Annotated in this window: 13 protein-coding genes; 4 read left to right on the top strand and 9 right to left on the bottom strand. The window is 50.0% G+C overall.

The features are described 5' to 3' along the window. Positions 1-53: 53 nt before the first annotated feature. The 4 genes from dnaB to serC form a co-directional block, all read right to left on the bottom strand. Positions 54-1,409, bottom strand: coding sequence for a replicative DNA helicase (gene dnaB / locus PP769_RS06160; RefSeq protein ID WP_312646074.1), 1,356 nt, complete (start codon positions 1,407-1,409; stop codon positions 54-56). Continuing rightward, positions 1,396-2,721: an ATP phosphoribosyltransferase regulatory subunit gene (hisZ, locus tag PP769_RS06155; protein WP_312646072.1), complete on the bottom strand. Its 1,326-nt coding sequence runs from the start codon at positions 2,719-2,721 to the stop codon at positions 1,396-1,398. The genes dnaB and hisZ overlap by 14 nt, the downstream gene beginning before the upstream one ends. Before the next feature lie 71 nt (positions 2,722-2,792). Then, positions 2,793-4,376: a phosphoglycerate dehydrogenase gene (serA, locus tag PP769_RS06150; RefSeq protein WP_312646070.1), complete on the bottom strand. Its 1,584-nt coding sequence runs from the start codon at positions 4,374-4,376 to the stop codon at positions 2,793-2,795. A 183-nt stretch (positions 4,377-4,559) separates the two neighbouring features. Beyond that, on the bottom strand, positions 4,560-5,642 hold the full coding sequence (serC, locus tag PP769_RS06145) for a 3-phosphoserine/phosphohydroxythreonine transaminase (RefSeq protein ID WP_312646068.1): 1,083 nt from the start codon (positions 5,640-5,642) through the stop codon (positions 4,560-4,562). 204 nt (positions 5,643-5,846) lie between these two features. On the opposite strand from serC, the gene PP769_RS06140 reads away from it, so the two are divergent. Continuing rightward, positions 5,847-6,125, top strand: a complete 279-nt coding sequence (locus PP769_RS06140) for a hypothetical protein (protein ID WP_312646067.1) — start codon at positions 5,847-5,849, stop codon at positions 6,123-6,125. Between the two features lie 54 nt (positions 6,126-6,179). Here PP769_RS06140 and PP769_RS06135 read toward each other — a convergent pair whose 3' ends face one another. Continuing rightward, positions 6,180-7,199 carry a tetratricopeptide repeat protein gene (locus PP769_RS06135; RefSeq protein WP_312646066.1) on the bottom strand — a complete coding sequence of 340 codons (1,020 nt, stop codon included), beginning with the start codon at positions 7,197-7,199 and terminating at the stop codon, positions 6,180-6,182. 49 nt (positions 7,200-7,248) lie between these two features. Further along, positions 7,249-8,739, bottom strand: a complete 1,491-nt coding sequence (locus PP769_RS06130) for an FAD-dependent thymidylate synthase (protein WP_312646065.1) — start codon at positions 8,737-8,739, stop codon at positions 7,249-7,251. A gap of 187 nt (positions 8,740-8,926) precedes the next feature. Here PP769_RS06130 and PP769_RS06125 point away from each other — a divergent pair, with 187 nt between their 5' ends. Both PP769_RS06125 and PP769_RS06120 read left to right on the top strand, forming a co-directional pair. Beyond that, complete coding sequence (locus PP769_RS06125) at positions 8,927-10,291, top strand: sodium-dependent transporter (RefSeq protein ID WP_312646063.1); 1,365 nt, start codon at positions 8,927-8,929, stop codon at positions 10,289-10,291. Positions 10,292-10,430: 139 nt separating this feature from the next. Then, positions 10,431-10,601, top strand: a complete 171-nt coding sequence (locus PP769_RS06120; RefSeq protein ID WP_312646062.1) for a hypothetical protein — start codon at positions 10,431-10,433, stop codon at positions 10,599-10,601. Positions 10,602-11,099: 498 nt separating this feature from the next. On the opposite strand, the gene PP769_RS06115 is transcribed toward PP769_RS06120, so the two are convergent. Next, positions 11,100-11,267: a hypothetical protein gene (locus PP769_RS06115; protein ID WP_312646061.1), complete on the bottom strand. Its 168-nt coding sequence runs from the start codon at positions 11,265-11,267 to the stop codon at positions 11,100-11,102. A gap of 316 nt (positions 11,268-11,583) precedes the next feature. On the opposite strand from PP769_RS06115, the gene PP769_RS06110 reads away from it, so the two are divergent. Next, entirely contained in the window at positions 11,584-12,156 is a 573-nt protein-coding gene (locus PP769_RS06110; RefSeq protein WP_312646060.1) for an acyloxyacyl hydrolase, read from the top strand. Between the two features lie 364 nt (positions 12,157-12,520). On the opposite strand, the gene PP769_RS06105 is transcribed toward PP769_RS06110, so the two are convergent. Then, positions 12,521-14,125: an FG-GAP repeat domain-containing protein gene (locus tag PP769_RS06105; protein WP_312646059.1), complete on the bottom strand. Its 1,605-nt coding sequence runs from the start codon at positions 14,123-14,125 to the stop codon at positions 12,521-12,523. Between the two features lie 755 nt (positions 14,126-14,880). Next, positions 14,881-17,727 carry an InlB B-repeat-containing protein gene (locus PP769_RS06100; RefSeq protein ID WP_312646058.1) on the bottom strand — a complete coding sequence of 949 codons (2,847 nt, stop codon included), beginning with the start codon at positions 17,725-17,727 and terminating at the stop codon, positions 14,881-14,883. Positions 17,728-18,671: the final 944 nt, after the last annotated feature.

Raw genomic sequence — 18,671 nt, 5'->3', positions numbered from 1 at the left:
TCGCCATAGCTTGCACAGTTGTAGAATTCATATACCGTCCCTCAACAATTTCTTTATACTATACCAGCCTGTCTCTCTCTCGTTAAGTTATTAAATTTGGCATACCGGTCATGAAATTGCAGATCCACTTCTCCAATCGGTCCATTCCGATGTTTTCTCACCAGGATTTGCGCAATGCCTTTCTGCTCAGTATCAGGCTCATAGACCTCCTCGCGATAGATAAACATCACCACATCGGCATCTTGCTCAATCGCACCCGACTCGCGCAAATCAGCCAGCACGGGGATGGGCGGTTTTCGATTTTCCACCGCCCGGCTTAACTGAGAAAGGGCAATCACAGGAATATTCAATTCTTTTGCCAATCCTTTCAAGGCCCGGGAAATATCCGAAATTTCTTGTTGACGAGATTCTGAATCTCCACGCCCTTCCATCAATTGCAAATAATCGACCACGAGGAGGTCCAACCCATGCTCGGCTTTCAACCGTCGAGCCTTCCCTCGCATTTGCTGAAGAGTTAAATTTCCAGAATCGTCTATGAAAATCCTGGCCTGCTCCAGCCGACTCGCTGCCTCAGTTAAGGCTACCCAATCATGTTTGGTTAACTGTCCAGTCCGGAGAGCATGAGAGTCTAACAACGCCTGGGAACTCAACATACGCAAAACCAGCTGCGCACGAGACATCTCTAAACTAAAGATTCCGACTACGGCATTGGATCGAAGAGAAGCATACTCGACCATCCCCAAGGCCAAACTGGTCTTCCCCATACTCGGCCTACCCGCCACGATAATTAAATCAGATGGTTGAAGCCCAGCCAGCATATTATCCAAGTCCGAAAAGCCGGTGGGCACTCCGGTGATCCGTTCTTTTCGGCTATACAACCGGTCAACAATCTCAACACTATCCTTAATGATACTACTGACAGGCGCAAAAGTTCCTCCCAAATGCCCCTGGGCCAATCGAAAAATTTCCCGTTCGGCAAATTCAAGGAGTTCATTCGTCCCCGTCGTCCCCTCATAGCCTCGCATGGCCACCTCGGTGGCAGTTTGAACAAGGCCACGAAGCAAGGATTTATCTCGAACAATATTACTGTGATAACGGATATTGGCGGCACTGGGAACCACCTGTACGATTTCTGCAATATACGAAGCGCCCCCGATCTGGTCGAGTTCGCCGGTCCCTCGCAAATAGTCTGTCAGAGTAATTTGATCAACAGGTTGATTCCTCTCTGACAATGCCACCATGCCACGGTACACGATCCGGTTGCCCGTTCGATAAAAGTCATCCTCCGACAAGATTTCCATCGCTCGATTAAGCGCCGCATTATCAAGAAGAATGGCGCCAAGAACGGATTGTTCCGCTTCGAGATTTTGGGGAGGGACTCGAATCTCTGGCGCTTCAGATATTGCCATGGCTGAATGCTTGTAACCGTTGAGGAAGTTCTTGAACTAGCATCCGGGTTTGCCGGGGCCTTTGAGAAAAAGAGGTGAATTCTAATAAGAGCACCGATTGCGGGGTGGATGTCTTTTCTTCAAAAATCATTGCACACGGCACCCCTCGACGCCGAACAGCTTTGGTAACCCAGCTCAAAGCCGATTTTGGAGAACCTTCTATCATTTCTTCAATCACACAAATCCCAGCCCCCCGTAATCGCTGAGCAAGAGCAAAGGATGCCTCGGACTGAAGAGGAGAAGTAAAAATTCTGACAGACTTCAATCCATTGCCGCCCACCTTTCCTCCCCGCTCCAAGGCGGAAAACACGCGGTCCAAATCCAACCCTAATCCAATGGCAGAAAGGTTCCGGCCAAACCGCCCAACCAAATGATTGTAACGCCCTCCTCCACCGATTTCACTGCCGAACGTAGAGGTAAAAACATCAAACACGACACCATCGTAATAGTCAAAACCACGAAACTCCCCAAGGTCCAAAAGAATATGATCTTGCACGCCGTTTGCGATTAATTGCCGGTACACCTGCATCAGACGTTGTAAGGGCTTAAGCAATTGCGCATCCTTCCCGGCAATTCGCATTCCCCATTCCAGCACTTCGTCACGGCCGTACCGTTCGGGCACCTGCAATATGTCCTTTACCTTGGAACGAGATAACCGTTCAGTCTCTAAAATTTTTTCAAGCTGAGGAAGGTCTTTATGGGCTGCCGCAATTTCTGCCTGCTTTCGCCCACTGAGAGACAAACCGGATTGGGCCAACAACGCCTTAAAAAATCCGACATGACCAAGAGAAATTTTCCATTCTGGCAACCCAATTCGTCCCAGAAGCCCCGCCAATAAAGTCACGACTTCAGCATCACTTTGAGAAGTATCCTTGCCAAGCAGTTCAAATCCGACCTGAAATACTTCACGGTCCCGTCCACGATGTTCCGGTTCATACCGAAAAACTGTGGTCCGATAGGAAAACCGCAAGGGAAGAGCATTTCCTCCGAGGCCCATGGCCACCATCCGAGCAATCTGAGCGGTCGCATCAGGTCGCAAGACCAGAATTCGGCCTGACCCCCAATCCGCAAATTTATAGCATTTCTCCAGGATTTCAGGAGCCAAGCCCACGGCTAATACATCAAGATACTCAAAGGTGGGGAGAATGATTTCCTGATAGCCCCAGGTGGAACAATGAGCCAACAATTGCTCTTCCAACCACCGGACGCTTTGCGCCGTATGGGGAAGTAATGTAGCTGTACCAATGGGAATAAGCGAGCGGAGTGGTTTCATGAGGCGTATGGAAGCGAACCTGCCAACTCGAAAAGTTTGGCTAAGATAGTCTGCAGAAAGAAGCCGTCAAGCTAGCTGAGATCAACCATGCGGACGGACAGAATATCTTTTTCTTTCTTGAGAAGATCCAACACGGCGGAAGCAAGCGGGGCATCCAGACCAATAATCAGCAGTGCTGATGCACCACGCTCGACTCTGGCGCATTGCATCCTGGCAATGTTGACATCATGCTGGCCTAAAATCTGACCAACCATACCAATTACCCCGGGGCGATCCACGTTATCGATCAAAATCATTTGGCCTTCCGACACCACCTCAACCTGAAATTGGTTTATTTCGACAAAACGCGGTTCTTGACGATGAAAAAGAGTTCCACCCAGGGAATACGTTTGAGAACCAGCTTCGACTTTGATCCGGATTAAACTGGAGAAGTCTCCGGCATCACTACTCTTCACTTCCTTAACTTCAATACCACGTTCTTTTGCCACGATAGGGGCATTCACGTAATTGATGACATCTTCCAAAATAGGAGAGAGAAGGCCCTTTAACACAGCGACGGTCACGGGTGCCACGGTCAGTTGAGCTACTTCACCAAAGTATTCAACGGTAACGGATTTAATCCCTCCATCTAATAATTGGGCCTGAAATCGACCCATACGTTCGGCCAAGACCAAATAGGGCTGCAGTTGGGGAAGCACTTCAGGGGCCACAGAGGGAACGTTCACAGCCCCTCTGGCAATACCTCGCTTGAAATAATCAACGAATTGTTCAGCAATTCCAATTGCCACATTCTCTTGAGCTTCTTCGGTAGAAGCACCTATATGAGGGGTGCAGATGAAGTTATCAAGATCCATGAGAGGATGCTTGGGATCCACTGGCTCATTTTCAAACACATCAAAGGCCGCCGCGGCCACTTTCTGAGATTTCAACGCTTCGCATAAATCCAGTTCATTAATGATACCGCCTCTGGCACAATTCACGATCATGACCCCATCTTTCATCTTTGCTAGGGTCTCGGTATTAATGAGGCCCCTCGTTTCATTGGTCAAGGGCGTATGAACCGAGATCACATCAGAACGATGGAACAATTCATTTAAGTCTACAACCTCAATCCCCATTTGTTTGGCCCGCTCCACGGCTAAATAGGGATCATAGCCAATGACATTCATTGACCACCCCTGGGCCAGTTTTGCAACATACGACCCAATCTGGCCTAACCCCACCAACCCCAACGTTTTATTATAGAGTTCCGTTCCCATGAACCGGGTTTTTTCCCACTTTCCTGCCTTCATGGACATGGTCGCCTGTGGAATTTTTCGACTCATCGACGCAATCATCGACATTGTGTGCTCCGCAGTGGTAATTGTATTTCCACCTGGAGTATTCATGACCACAATGCCGCGCCGGGTTGCCGCCTCACTGTCAACATTATCCAAACCGGTTCCGGCACGTCCCACAATACGAAGACGACTGCCCGCCTCAATCACGTCTTTAGTGACTTTGGTTGCAGACCGAACAACTAAACCTTCATATTTGGGTATTTCTTGAAGCAATTCCTCTTTCGTGAGCTTAGTTTTCACATCCACCGAAAATCCGGCCCGCTCTAAGACTTCAACTCCTTTAGGGGAAAGGCTGTCACTCACTAAAATATTCATAGTATCTCCAAATATAGGGGAGGCCCCACTTTAGTTTTCACAGGGAAATCTTTAGCAGTCATGCCATTTTTTGTGGCATCTCCCACACGCAGGGTTGTCGCAAACATATCCGGACTATTATCTGTCTTGTATATTTATTTTGTATGTTGGCGAGTCATTCGCAACCGGATTTCCGAGGAGACGTTAGGCTTTGCGTTTCTCAAAATCCGCCATAAAATCAATCAACGCATCAACGCCAGCTTCAGGCATCGCGTTATAAATACTGGCCCGCATTCCGCCAACAGATCGATGGCCTTCAAGTGTGGTTAATCCTGCCTCTGTCGCTCCTGCAAGAAAGGCCTTATCCAAATCCGGATTGGCCAAGACGAAGGGGACGTTCATCCAGGATCGAGAGGCCTTTTCTACGGGATTCCGGTAAAATCTAGACCCATCAATTGCTGCATAGAGTTTGCCAGCCTTCCGTTGATTAATGGCACTCATCGCCGAAAGCCCACCTTGTTTTTTTAACCATTTAAACACCAATCCGGCAATATACACGGCATAAGTTGGCGGTGTATTCAACATAGAATCCGCTTCTGCTTGTTTGGCATAATCGTACACGCTTGGGGTAATCGGCAACGCATTCCCAATGAGGTCGTCCCGCACAATCACTAATGTCAATCCGGCCGGGCCAATATTTTTTTGTGCGCCAGCATAAATGATTCCGAAGCGACTGACGTCAATGGGACGCGATAAAATAGTGGATGAAAAATCGGCAACTAACGGCACCTCGCCGGTATCTGGGACCCAGTGAAATTCAACCCCACCGATCGTTTCGTTGGGCGTGTAATGCACATAGGCGGCATCCTGACTTAATGCCCAACCTTCAAATGGCGGAATACTCGTAAATTTATCGCTTTCGGAAGATGCTGCAACATTGACCACACAGTATTTTTTTGCATCGCTTACAGCTTTTTTGCCCCACGCACCGGTTAAAATGTAATCAGCTTTACTTTTCCCACGTAAAATATTCATGGGAATGGTGGCAAATTGCGTGGACGCCCCGCCTTGCAAAAAAAGCACTTTATAATTAGCAGGTACTCCCAATAAATCGCGGACATCTTGCTCGGCTTCTGCAGCCACCGAGACAAACTCTTTCCCACGATGGCTCATTTCCATGATTGATGCACCAGACCCACGCCAATCCGGCAATTCGGTCTGAGCCTGCTTTAACACTTCTTCCGGCAAGATCGCCGGACCCGCACTAAAGTTGAATATCCGCGACATTATCTGACTTGTCCTCCATGCCTAAACTGGCGTCATACCTATTGAATTACAATCCTCACCAGGGTGAAAAAGAGGTTACGCTAGCACAGGGTCCTAAACCAGTCAAGAAGAGGACGCAACCTTGTTATTCCAATTTTGGATACCCTACAATGACCGGCGATTGGAGACGGCTTTCATAGATTTTCAAGAAGGTTGGAGAACAACTTGGGAACACAAACGGGTCTGAGATTAGAACAACGGGGGGACGGGAATTATTATAAAGTCATCCTCCACATCGGGAGTACTTTGATCCCCATCAGTGATGACATTGTTGAGGAATTGCGAACCCAGACTGCGCTTCCACCTGATCAATTTTTCGCCTTTTTCCTCAACAAGGTGGGATACTCGTCCTACCTACAAGAGCAGTTACGCCGGGAAGTACGAAACACCGGAGACCTCAATCCTCAAATATCAGCCATTCAAGAGTTTTTTCGGCAGGGATAACTTCACATCGCTTTCGAAGAATGCCTGATGCCTGTCCGTCCCCTTTTATCTAATTTATCCAAGCAATTTATCCATAAAATTGAGAATGCGCATCTTCTTATCCGGGTCTTTTTCTAAAGTCAGTGCCCGCTGATAATGCTGCACCGCCAATTCCGGCTTGCGCTTTTCTTCATAGATACGGCCAACCCCGAATGTCGCTTGGGCATCATCTGGGTTTGCTTTGAGCGCTCGACTGAAATAATCCATGGCAAAATCGTCTTGCCCCTTATCATATAAAAACCAGCCAATCGCGGTCGCGGCCGGCGCAAAGTTTGGTTCCAGCCGAAGGGCTTCTTCGTACTGTCGTTTCGCCAAATCCAGTCTCCCCTTGTTTTCGTAAAGGCCTCCCAAGGCGAAATGAACTTCAGCATCATGAGGATCAATCTGCAACGCCTTTTTATATTCTTCAATCGCCGGCTCAATTTTACCTTGTTCCGCTAAGGCACAGGCCAGATTGGTATGCCCAAAGGCATCATCGGGACGGAGCTTCAGGACTTCCCGATATTGTGGAATGGCCATCTCCAACTGCCCTTGATCCTGATAGGCCACCCCGAGTTTGAGGCGAGCGGCCACATAAGAGGGGTCCCGCTTAATTGCTTCGCGGTAGGCTTTAACGGCCTGATCGATGCGATCTTTGGCCTGATAAATTTGCGCCAGGAAAAAGTATGGATAGGGAGAGTCGGGAGCCAACGCTCCTACTTGTTCATAACTGGCCACCGCCTCCTCCAACCTTCCGGATTGTGTATAAAACACTCCTTCAAATAACAAAAAATTCGGCGCATCTGACCCCTGAACCCGCAAGCGTGCCATCCATTCCTGAAGCAGTTGCACATCGGCCTCTTCTCCAAAAGCCCGAGGATAGATCTTCCACGCTTCGGCAAAATCTCCCCGCAACATGCACACGACATTCAGCGCGAAATAGGGCAACGGCCCGCAATCAGCCTGTCCAGACCACTTTCGTGCCTCTGCGTAGACCACATCCCATGCTCCCTGGCAAATGGCGTCATTAATTACATGCTCAAAATCTATACTCATGCCCACATCCTTTTAATCCTAATCGAGTTCAATAATGCTTATTCATTCGCTACCGTGTCAGCGAATCTTCAATATCTGGCGACGTGGCCTCCATGAGGCTGCCTAGATACGGATGTCGCTCAAGCATCTTTTGTTTCATAAGCCAGGCCACGGTTCGATACGACCAATGGCCCTTTACCCCGGACCGCAATTTGGCAATATACTCAACTTCAGCAAAATCCATTTTAAACAAACACCGAACACGAAAACCAAATGGAATGGCATAGAGAGCCGCCTCCTGATTACTGACACGCAACCGCTCTATATCCATTCGCACGGCATCCATGGCTTGCCGATATTCTCTCTCCACTCCTGCCTCCGATAAAACGGACGGTACCTCGTACCCATGAATCGTCGTAAAATTTTGCTGAATCTGCTGACAACGCCGGTGCCGGTGCATATCCCTCCACCCACCGATATCCATCAGAATGTCAAAGATAAAGGCATATCCGGAGCGGAATTCCTTTATCAAATCGTCATGAGGACCACGACCGCGTAGCGCGGCATCGACCACTTCCTGTTTCTCTTTTTCCGACCACTCTTGTACCCACTCAAGGAGAAACCGGTAAGGGGCATGGCTCACTCGGTATACCAGCGTCGTCACTAATTCATCTAATGGCGCATGCGGTTCCAGCAAATCAACCGGCTGATCCCTTCCTTTCCAGGATTGCGGATCATCATAGCCAGCCTGTTTGAGTCGCCCTTTCACCTGGCGAAGTACGTCCTTATATACCGAACCTTGATATTCGTTAGCCCCTGCATACCGGGCTAAGGTCGGCGCCAAGGCCTCTAACCCTTTGGTCTCTTCTTGCTGCAACTCGGCCCATACCGTTGAGGGTGATTTGGCACATGCAGCCTTCAGATCTTCTCCAATTCCCTTTAATTCCGGCAATTGAGCAGACAGCAACCGCGTGATTTGCTTTTCCAATGTGCGAATACTGACCACCTGCCCCACATTCGTCATCGCCGCCAGTGGAAGCAGATAGCGAATGACATCATAGGTTCGAGCACTGAGGGTTCGATCGTAATCTGCGGATTTCATACTCTCCGGCCTGGGATATCGCTTCCCCAAATGGGTTTGGATCGGATCTTTCAACAACCGATAAATGTTATAGAGGCTGCCCAGGATGCCGCGATATTCCCCTTCGATTTCCGTATTAGCAATCTCGCTAGGCACGTAACAGCCGGCTGCCGCAAAGTTTTGATAGCGGCTGGATTTGGCTTGCCCATCCCACAGAGGTTCATCCTCAAGACGAATAGCCGCCAGTTCAGAAATATGTTCGAAACACACCGTCGCATGCCCAAGATCGGCAATCGAACCGTGCCCATAGGCAAAATAAAACTGCTCCCAAAACTTTTCGGAAGAATGGGAATGGACCCATCGCAGACTTTCCTCAATAGAATCCGGTGAACGACTATATCGAGCTAGGGCATAGGCAGATTTTTCCGGCGGCATGGGGGCCAGAGCAATCACTTTCCGATTTCGTTGCTCGTCACTCATCAATTCAATCCTTCCAACTTATCCCAAAGAAAACACAATCGAGACAGAGGAGACGACACTATAGTCAGACAGGAGTGACATCTCAAGTCAGGCATTATCTCTCCGCCAAACATGCTCCAAGGACCTTGAAAGTGCCTGACACCTTCACTACACTCCACCGGATCTCCAGGTAGAATTCCAATCCTCAATGAATATTTCCGATCGACAATCCATGCATGGCCAATGGTCCTCCCGATGGACCTTCATCCTTGCGGCCACGGGTGCGGCCGTGGGGTTGGGTAATATTTGGAAATTCCCCTACCTCACGGGACAAAATGGAGGAAGTGCGTTTGTCCTGGTGTATATCCTCTGCGTGGCAGCCCTGGGAATCCCCTTGATGATGGCCGAAATTTTGTTGGGCCGGAGAGGACGTTCCACGCCAATTCGTTCCATGCAAGTGCTGTCGGAAGAAACCAACACCACTCAATGGTGGCAAATTGTTGGCTGGTCCGGCACTTTGGCAGGCATGTTGATCCTTTCCTACTACAGTGTCATTGGCGGCTGGACGCTGGCCTATATTTTCAAATCAGGCGCCGGGACTTTCAGCGGGACGACGGGCCAATTTGCTGCAGACACCTTTAGCAATTTTGTAGGGAACGGAACGACGCTCTTCATTTGGCACACGGTATTTATGATCCTGACCATGACCGTCGTGGCAGGTGGGGTCAAAGGGGGATTGGAAAGAGCGATTCAATTTCTCATGCCGACTCTTTTCCTCCTTTTGCTGCTTATGGTCGCCTACAGCATGACCACGGGGTTTTTTGGAAAAGGTCTGGAATTTCTCTTTACCCCGGACTTCAGCAAATTGACCGGCGCAAGCATGTTGACAGCCATGGGTCAAGCCTTCTTTAGCCTCAGCCTGGGCATGGGCACCATCATGATCTACGGCTCGTATGTTCCCAAGGACACCTCAATTGCCTCCACCTCAATAATCATTGGCCTAGCTGACACCCTTGTTGCCTTATTAGCCGGGATGGCCATTTTTCCAATCGTATTTGCAAACAATATGGAGCCAGGCTCCGGTCCAGGTCTCATTTTTCAAACACTGCCCGTCGCGTTCGGCAACATGCCCGGCGGCCTTGCCTTCGGTTCGCTCTTTTTCATTCTCCTGCTTGTGGCCGCCTGGACGTCGTCGATTTCTTTGATCGAGCCCCTGGTCACATGGCTCATTGAAACGTTTGGATTATCACGAATCAAGGCTTCCTTGTATTCAGGGGTCATCACCTGGCTGATTGGCCTCGGTACAGTCTGGTCATTCAATTGGTGGGCAGAAATCAAGTTTTTTGGTTTAACCTTTTTTGACCTGTTAGATTTTGTGACATCCAATCTCATGCTCCCCCTGGGTGGGATTCTCATTGCCCTCTTTGCCGGGTGGCTCATGAAGGCCGAAAGCACCCAGTCCGAACTCAACATTCATCATCCCAGCCTCTACTTTGCCTGGCAGTCCCTCGTACGTTACATCGCCCCAATTGCTGTATTTATTGTCCTATTGAACGCCATCGGCATTTTATAGCCAGCAGAGGACAGCCTTCCCTGATCATTCCCGCATGCATGATATGAGGCAGAGCTCCTGAAATTTCCGCCCAAAATCGGTCAAGAATTCCGGAAACTGAACCGACAAGACCTTATAGGATAGGAAAGGAGACACCTTTATGAGTGAAATTTTTGCGTTAGCGGCCGCCAATTTTCTCACCCAAGCTTCGCTTCCGCTCATCCAAGCAGCTGTGGTTCCCCAACCCCAAGGAAATCCGTCATCTTCTTCCACCCAAGACACGGTATCGCTTTCATTGGAAGCCAAAGCCCTGCACGCCAACCACAGGTAGTCTCAACCTGAACGCTGGCCAAGGCAACCATAATTGTAAACCAGGGGACAGCATCGATCATTTCAACTGTCCTCATTAATCCCTTCATACTCCTAGTCTGGTAATTCCGGGGAATCTTTAGCAAGCATCGTTCAACTCTGTCATTCATCTCACCACATTACAAACGCGATTCAATTTCAGAAAACGTGCCATCCACTTGAGTGAAGCCGGGTCGAATCCCTGTCTGCAGCGGGGGCTCAAACATCTATTCGGCAACACGGCCAAATTCCCTCTGAGTTCACCTGACTCAAGAATCTCAAGACTCACAAGCCCTGGGAATTAATCTAAAGCAGGGCTCCCTCATTGTCCGCGCGATCACTTGCCAGGTTTCTCGGGAGACCGTTTGAGTTGCTTAGAATTTTGTTGAGAACTTTCACGGCCTGATCACGGAAAAAATGGGAATTCTTTTTGGTAGAGGAAAGAAATGAATTTTAAGAGGATTGAGGAAAATTGCTGTGACTAAATCGATCGGCGGCAGGGCTTTTGGGGTGGAATGCACTGCTCAGGCTGGATTGAGTGATCCATGGGGAGGGCTTGTTCTGAAAGATGAGCCAGTTGATTGGCCCGGTTGATGAGTTTATCTAACTCGCGGACGGCCAAGGACAGTCGCGCAAGGGGATCTTTCATTGCTTTCTTGGATGGCGAGTTCAAGGATAAAGGGGAAGATTCCATTTTTTTGACCTCAATAATCTAAAGATTGTAACCCTTTAGATTAAAAAGTTCATTGAATTGTTGGTTCCAATTATGGGAAATTCCTGCTCGATAATAGAATTTCTTGCAATGCTCCCGAGGAAGTTGCGGAAACCGGAAGCTGAATGAGGCTTAAATTGCAAATTCTCTGACTAACTCATGGGAATGATTTTCAGACAAACAAAAAGGAATTTTAATGTTTAAGGGATTCAAAAGGGAACAATTCATCATCGAAATGACTGGCATACTTTTTATGCTTTGTATGGTTGAAACCGCGTGGGGTGTGGATTTTGATGCCAGAGATCGTGTGACCAAGGGCACCCTCGAGTTCGGATTTCTCACCGGCTATTGGCAAGGGAATAACGCCTTTGGTAATGAACCGTCAGCTAATCGCAGCGCCGTCTATTTCCTACCTCAATTGGGTCTGGTGTTGACGGATGAAATTAGCTCAGGTTGGACCTCCGGTAATGTCGAAGTGTTAATTGAACCGTTGGCTGCGCACTATTACCAACCGTTTAGCGCCTCAGCGTTCGGAGGCTCGTTAATGGTGAAATATAATTTTCTCAACTTTGGACGGTGGATGCCATTTTGGGATGGTGGAGCAGGCATGTTGTGGACGGACCTGGGACCCCGGATTCCCGAACAAAGCACGCAATTTAATTTTGTCCTCCAAACGGGTCCGGGTGTCTCGTATTTTGTGACAGAAAATACGGCGGTGACCCTCGGTATTCGCTTCCATCATATTTCCAACGCAGGGATTGGGGAACGGAATATTGGGTTGAATGGCTGCCTCTTCAATGTCGGCATTTCTTTTTTTTCCCCGTGAAATATGGTCGTTCGAGAACCCGCAATTCTTGGATACTCGCCTGCTCGTGCCCACACTCTGAAAAAATCTGTCTCAACCCTTCCCGTGGTTGTCGTCTCTCGAGCAATTCAGAAAGTTTTTGAACACACAAAAGGGAGGACAAACCGGGGAAAGGGGAATCAACTTCTTAGACGGGAAAAACGCTACTATAATGGATTTCTTTCCCCAACAAGGATTTGAATAACCACGATATTTAGAGCAGGCTTCAAAGAATCGGATTTGCCCATTTTCAATGGGCGAATTAAAAGTTGGGACAAGGTAACGATCTTTGATAGAGAAGCTTACCGAACGAAAGTTCTACGCTCACCAACCTTGCACCAATCACCTACGTGCTACCGGGAAATTCTGTCGAGGACAAGGTCAGGCCATCCATGAGCCAGACCGCCACCTGTCCTGTACTGCGATTATGCCAGATCACATCGGCCTTTCCATCTCCATCTGCGTCACCAACCTGCGCAATACGCCACCCCGAGGGCATACCCGGTAAAAAACCGGATACCTCAATTGCCCCTCCGTCCATCAACCAGATCCCCACCTTCCCGGTGCTAGTATGACGCCAGACCATATCAGTCGTCCCATCTCCGTTTAAATCACCAAAGCCAGCTTTCTCCCACGCTGGTGTGGTCCCTCCGAGGAATCCCACCGAGGTGATCGTCGCCTCATCCATTATCCACACAGCAGATACCCCTCCGCTATGGCGCCAAATGATATCCGCCAGACCATCCGCATTCACATCACCTATCCCAACGATCTGCCACGCTAAGGGCACACCGGGCAGTGAACGGAATCTGCTAATTGAGGGCCCATCCATGAGCCAGACCGCAACAGCTCCGTTTTGCATATTGTGCCAGATGAGATCGGCACTTCCATTGCCGTCCATATCGCCCACTCCCTTAATTACCCAATCCAAGGAAGCGCTCCCGGGGAAACTGGCCGACGTGATCGTCAACCCGTTCAAAAACCATACAGCCACCGCGCCACTTAGAGTGTTGCGCCAGACAATATCAGCCATTCCGTCATTACTCACATCACCCACTCCAACGATCTGCCAATCGGATGAGACCCCACCCAAGAATCCAGAAGAACCAATCAAACCACCATTCATTAACCACACCGCCACTTCACCGGTTCTCACATTGCGCCAGACAATATCCGCCTTGCCATCTCCATTGAGATCAGAACTGACAGGGGCACGAGGAGAGGGTTCCTCTAAAGGAGGCTGAAGGCCAAGGAATACCCCAGATTCTGAGGTAAAGCTTACCCCCTTTGGCAGAATTAATCGGATAGTCGCACTTGGATCGCTGACATCAATGAGGTTATTCATCTCAACCCTGGCCGATAAAAACGCCTCAATGGGTAGCTCCTGCCCATCAACAACTGTGACTCTAACCTCCAATTCCTTTGGATCCGGTAGAGGAAGCCCAAGAGCCTGGTCACTCATCTCTCCCAAACGAATGATCGCATTGGTAAAACAATTGGAAGACAAATCCCGACAAGAGGGAAACCCGTCGACCCTCATAGAAAATCTGATGTTTGCAATGGCCACGCCCGGATCCAACCTAAACCTCAACCGATCATTGATTTGAATGGAGGCCAATCCCATGCCCTCTTGCGAACTTTGATCTGGAGTCGTCGAGGTCACTTTAAGCGCGAGGGTTCCAGTGGCTAAATTAGCTGTGGCATAGGCAGAGCCGGCTTCACCGTCTGGTCCGATTACCGGACCCGTGTCCAATTGGATTTCAGTACGTCCATTTTCCTCGACAACTGAATTTCCCCCAATCGGCCCTGAAACACCAATTTGGATTTTATACGCATGGCTCTGTGACGGGACAGACAGACCCACCATCCCCACCAGAATTAGGGATATGATAGTCTGGCTCAGACCGGGTAGGTAGGGTATTATCTGTTTCGACATCAGTTGATTTGACATAAAAGATTACATGAGCAAGGTTGACTAACCTTATCGGATAGACAATTCCATTCTTAAAAATCATGCACCACATTCCAGATTTTCCCTCCCTCGCCATTTCTTTATTTTCTTACCAGACTCTTCGAAAACGTCATCCTTTCTATTAAAACTCAACCGGAAATTACGGAGATTATGGGTTGAAAACAGAAGGAACCGAATGGCTATTCGTTTCTTTGATCCGAAGAAAAGGTACCAGGTTTGAGTGAAAAAGTCGGACCTTATCCTACTCGGAATGGTTTGATCAGGAAGCAGGGCACATGAACCGGACGAGCACGTTTTTATTAATTAGCAGGAGGGAGCAAACCATCGTGGAAGAGAAAACCAAACAGCAATGGAACAAGGGATTTGTCCCGAAAACAATATCGGCGAGATGCGTTAACCTGCGACAGAATTACAATGAGAGACCCTCCCCATTTATACGCAGGGAAAGTCTCTTCCCGTAACCTCAAGAGAGCAAAATGAAAAGTGAGGTAAGGTTTTCCATGCAAAAAGCCTCACACCCGAAGATGTGAGGTTTCCACAAAAAACAAAATATTGTCCTACCGCTTATATCTTAAATTTTCGCATTCTGTCGAAACAGCGGGATTGACAGTCCGGCTCCCTCTGCGCTTAGTAACACGAGTTCCGCCGTAGAGCTATAATGAAACCAGCATGCCCATGTTTGGGTTTGCGGTTTGGCCTTGAACATTTAGCCGTGCCAAATTACGAGATCATCCTTATTGAATCTCCCAGTCGGTAGAGGTGCCGCGCGGAAATTTGGTATCCATGACGTCTTTCCCGTTCATTAACCACAGCGCCACCGCCCCACTAGTGCGGTTTTGCCAAATGACGTCATCCTGACCATCCGCATTCACATCACCCATTCCCGTGATCTGCCAGTCCAGGGGCACTCCACCAGGAAATCCGACAAAGGCCACAGTGGGCCCGTTCATAATCCAAATGGCCACCGAACCATTTAACTTATTGTGCCAAACGATATCGGCGGTTCCGTTGCCATCCACATCCCCGATTTCCTTAATGACATAACTGAGAGGCGCACTCCCGGGAAATCCCGTCGACGTATGGGTCAAGCCGTTCATGAACCACACCGCCACCGCCCCGGTCGTCGTGTTCCGCCAAATCACATCGGCTTTTTCATCGGCATTCACATCACCGACACCGGTGACTTCCCATTGCACAGGCGCACTGCCAGGGAACCCAAATTTGGTAATGGTCGACCCGTTCATAAGCCAGATAGCCAAACCCCCGCTGACGCTATTGTGCCAGATAAGATCCGCGGTCCCGTTGCCATCCACATCACCGATTCCTTTGATTACATATTTGAGGGACGCGCTCCCGGGAAATCCCGTCGACGTATGGGTCAACCCATTCATAAACCACACCGCCACGACACCGGTCGTCGTATTTCTCCAAATCACGTCGGCCTGGCCGTCGGCATTCACATCGCCCGTACCCATGATCTGCCAATTCGATGAAACACCACCCAACACACCGGTGGTGGTCACCGCAGCATCATTCATGAGCCAGCCCACCACAAGCCCATTGAGGCTATTTCGCCAAAGGAGGTCTGCCGTTCCGTCAGCGTTCAAGTCGTTAGATAACTTCCTTGCGCCCTGATTGTTCGCGGTAATAGTCAAATCTGAACTACGTAAGAACTCACCATCCGTCACAGACAACCGCAACACATAGGTTCCCGCTTGGCTGAAACTGGCGGTTGTATTCAGGGCCGACGCATTACCAAAGGTCACCGTTCCCGGTCCGCTCACTTTACTCCAGGTACTGGATACCGTCCCTGGGGTAGCCGGCAGACCATCATCCGTCACCGTCCCGTTCAGCGAAGCCGTATTCGGCAGTGCAACTGTGATGGAGGGTCCTGCACTTACCGACGGCGGTTGATTTCCGGGATTCTGGGTAAAGGTAGCCGTCACCGTCCGTGCGGCCGTCATACTCACCGTGCAGGTGCCCGTGCCCGTGGCCTCACATCCGCTGCCACTCCAGCCTATGAACGTCGAGCCTGCACTCGCCACCGCCGTCAGCGTCACCGACGTTCCATTGGCATAGCCCTCCGTACAGTCGCTCCCGCAAGAGATGCCCGCGGGCACACTAGTCACCGTCCCACTGCCCGTCCCGGCTTTCGTGATTGACAGGGTCCGTTGCACGGGCGCAAACGTCGCGGTCACCGTCTGCGCCGCCGACATGGTCACGACGCACGTGCCTGTGCCCGTACACCCGCCGCCGCTCCAGCCCCCAAACGTCGAGCCTGTACTCGCCACCGCCGTCAGCGTCACCGACGTCCCGTTGGCATAGCCCTCCATACAATCGTTCCCGCAAGAAATGCCCTCGGGCACACTGGTCACCGTCCCACTGCCCGTCCCGGCCTTGGTCACTGTCAGGGTCTGTTGCACGGGCGCAAACGTCGCGGTCACCGTCTGCGCCGCCGTCATGGTCACGACGCACGTGCCTGTGCCCGTACACCCGCCGCCGCTCCAGCCCCCAAACGTCGAGCCTGTACTCGCCACCGCCGTCAGCGTTACCGACGTCCCATTGGCATAACTCCCCGAACAGTCGTTCCCGCAGGAGATGCCTCCGGGCACACTGGTCACGGTTCCACTGCCCGTCCCGGCCTTCGTAACCCTCAGGGTCCGTTGCACGGGCGTAAACGTCGCGGTCACCGCCTGCGCCGCCGTCATACTCACCGTACACGTCCCCGTGCCCGAACAGCCGCCCCCGCTCCAGCCCCCAAACGTCGAGCCTGCACTCTCCACCGCCGTCAGCGTTACCGACGTCCCATTGGCATAACTCTCCGTACAGTCGTTCCCGCAGGAGATGCCCGCGGGCACACTAGTCACCGTCCCACTGCCCGTCCCGGCCTTTGTGACCGTCAATATCCGTTGCACGAGCGTAAATGTGGCGGTCACCGTCCGCGCAGCCGACATACTCACTGTGCACGTGCCTGTGCCTGAGCACCCGGAACCGCTCCACCCAGCAAAGGTTGACAGGGATGCCCCGAAACTAGTCGGAGTGGCGGTAAGAGTGACGGAAGAAGGTGGTTGAACAAGGTCGTAGGGTATGGTTCCACTCCTAAATATATTGAATGTAGCGGTTCCTGTCCCACTTCCATTGACCTGTCCCGTTCCCGTTCCCGCAAAATTGACAGTAAGATTGACAGGGGGAGTGACCGGGGGAGTGACCGAAACCAGATCAAAGGTCACGGTCACTGTCTGGTTAGTATTTAGCACCACCGTGCACGTATTGCCAGACGATGATGGGCAACTGGGCCAACCAGCAAATGTGGACCGATCTGCACCTTGTCCCGTACCTATTGCCGTAAGGATAACAGGGGAGGATGGTGGTGTATCATAAGCTATGGTAACAGTTTTGGAAGAGGTGTTGAAAACACTAAATGGATCTGTATCCGGCGGCCCCGGACTTCCTTCAACCCTTCCTCCGGGCCCTGAACCCATAAAGTTAATGGTAAGGTCCACGGCCTGAGCCATGGACGGAAACACTCCACCTAACAATACCAGGACAAAAACGATAGCCCCCAAAGGCAATACCTTCATGTGAGCTTTCCGCATTGTGCGTCCTTTCTCATTTTGTTTCATCAATATTCTCTAGAGCGCCTAAGGCTTCTACATATCTTCAGGCTATCTGTTTAACAAAAAGGCATTCCTATCCACCGTATATGGCATTTCAATTAATATTCAAGGCGTCGTGATTCGGATCAGGGAAGCCTTGATCCTGAGGAATATATAAAAATAGTTTGGGAATTGCCTGAATCAGGCAGGTAGGCATGTCAGGAAAGGACGTTGGGGGCATGACACTATCCTGGTACACGATAACTCAGCTTAATTATGAAGTAAGATGTCGTAGTCTACATCATTCTACATATTAATGGAACTAAAAAATATGCTTTGAGGGAACATTCTATTGACCTGTTGACCAATTTGTTCATGATCATCTCCAAACGCCATTCCGATAATTTTCTGAACCGCGTTTCTCTCTATTCATGGGAAAACCACCGACCCAGGCGAGTCATGCAGATAAATCAATCCAAAAGAGTAAAGAGAGAACGGGATGCCATGAAGAATGCCATTCGAATGCTTCCCATGGTGCCTCGTGTGACCATCCTGAATAGCGTTTTTCAGTCCTCCTTAAAAATATCTTCAAAATTCGCACACACACATGAGTTCTTTTCGCATTTTCCCCTCCGATCCTCGTCCCGCGCCGATTGACCCTCCGATGAGTTCTTTGGTATTTATCTGATCCTCCCAAAATCCGGTTATATTCTATCATCAAATGTCCAACCGAGGGTCGGAAACGGAACCCTCAACGGAGTTCAAAAAATGACTGTGGGTATCTGTTTTCTTAAAAGTCCCCCTATTTTGGGTTTGCCTGTTCGTGCTCCGCAAACTTTGGAGGAATATTCTGTGGTGTCGGCACCGGTATCTCCTCTCTCGCACAGAAAACAGCTCCTGGAGAACACTTGCCCCTCGAATCTCCTAGC

The sequence above is a fragment of the Candidatus Nitrospira allomarina genome (assembly GCF_032050975.1).
Taxonomy (GTDB): Bacteria; Nitrospirota; Nitrospiria; order Nitrospirales; family UBA8639; genus Nitrospira_E; species Nitrospira_E allomarina.
The sequence above is the reverse complement of the archived record's forward strand: the minus strand, read 5'-3'. Positions and strand labels throughout refer to the sequence as shown.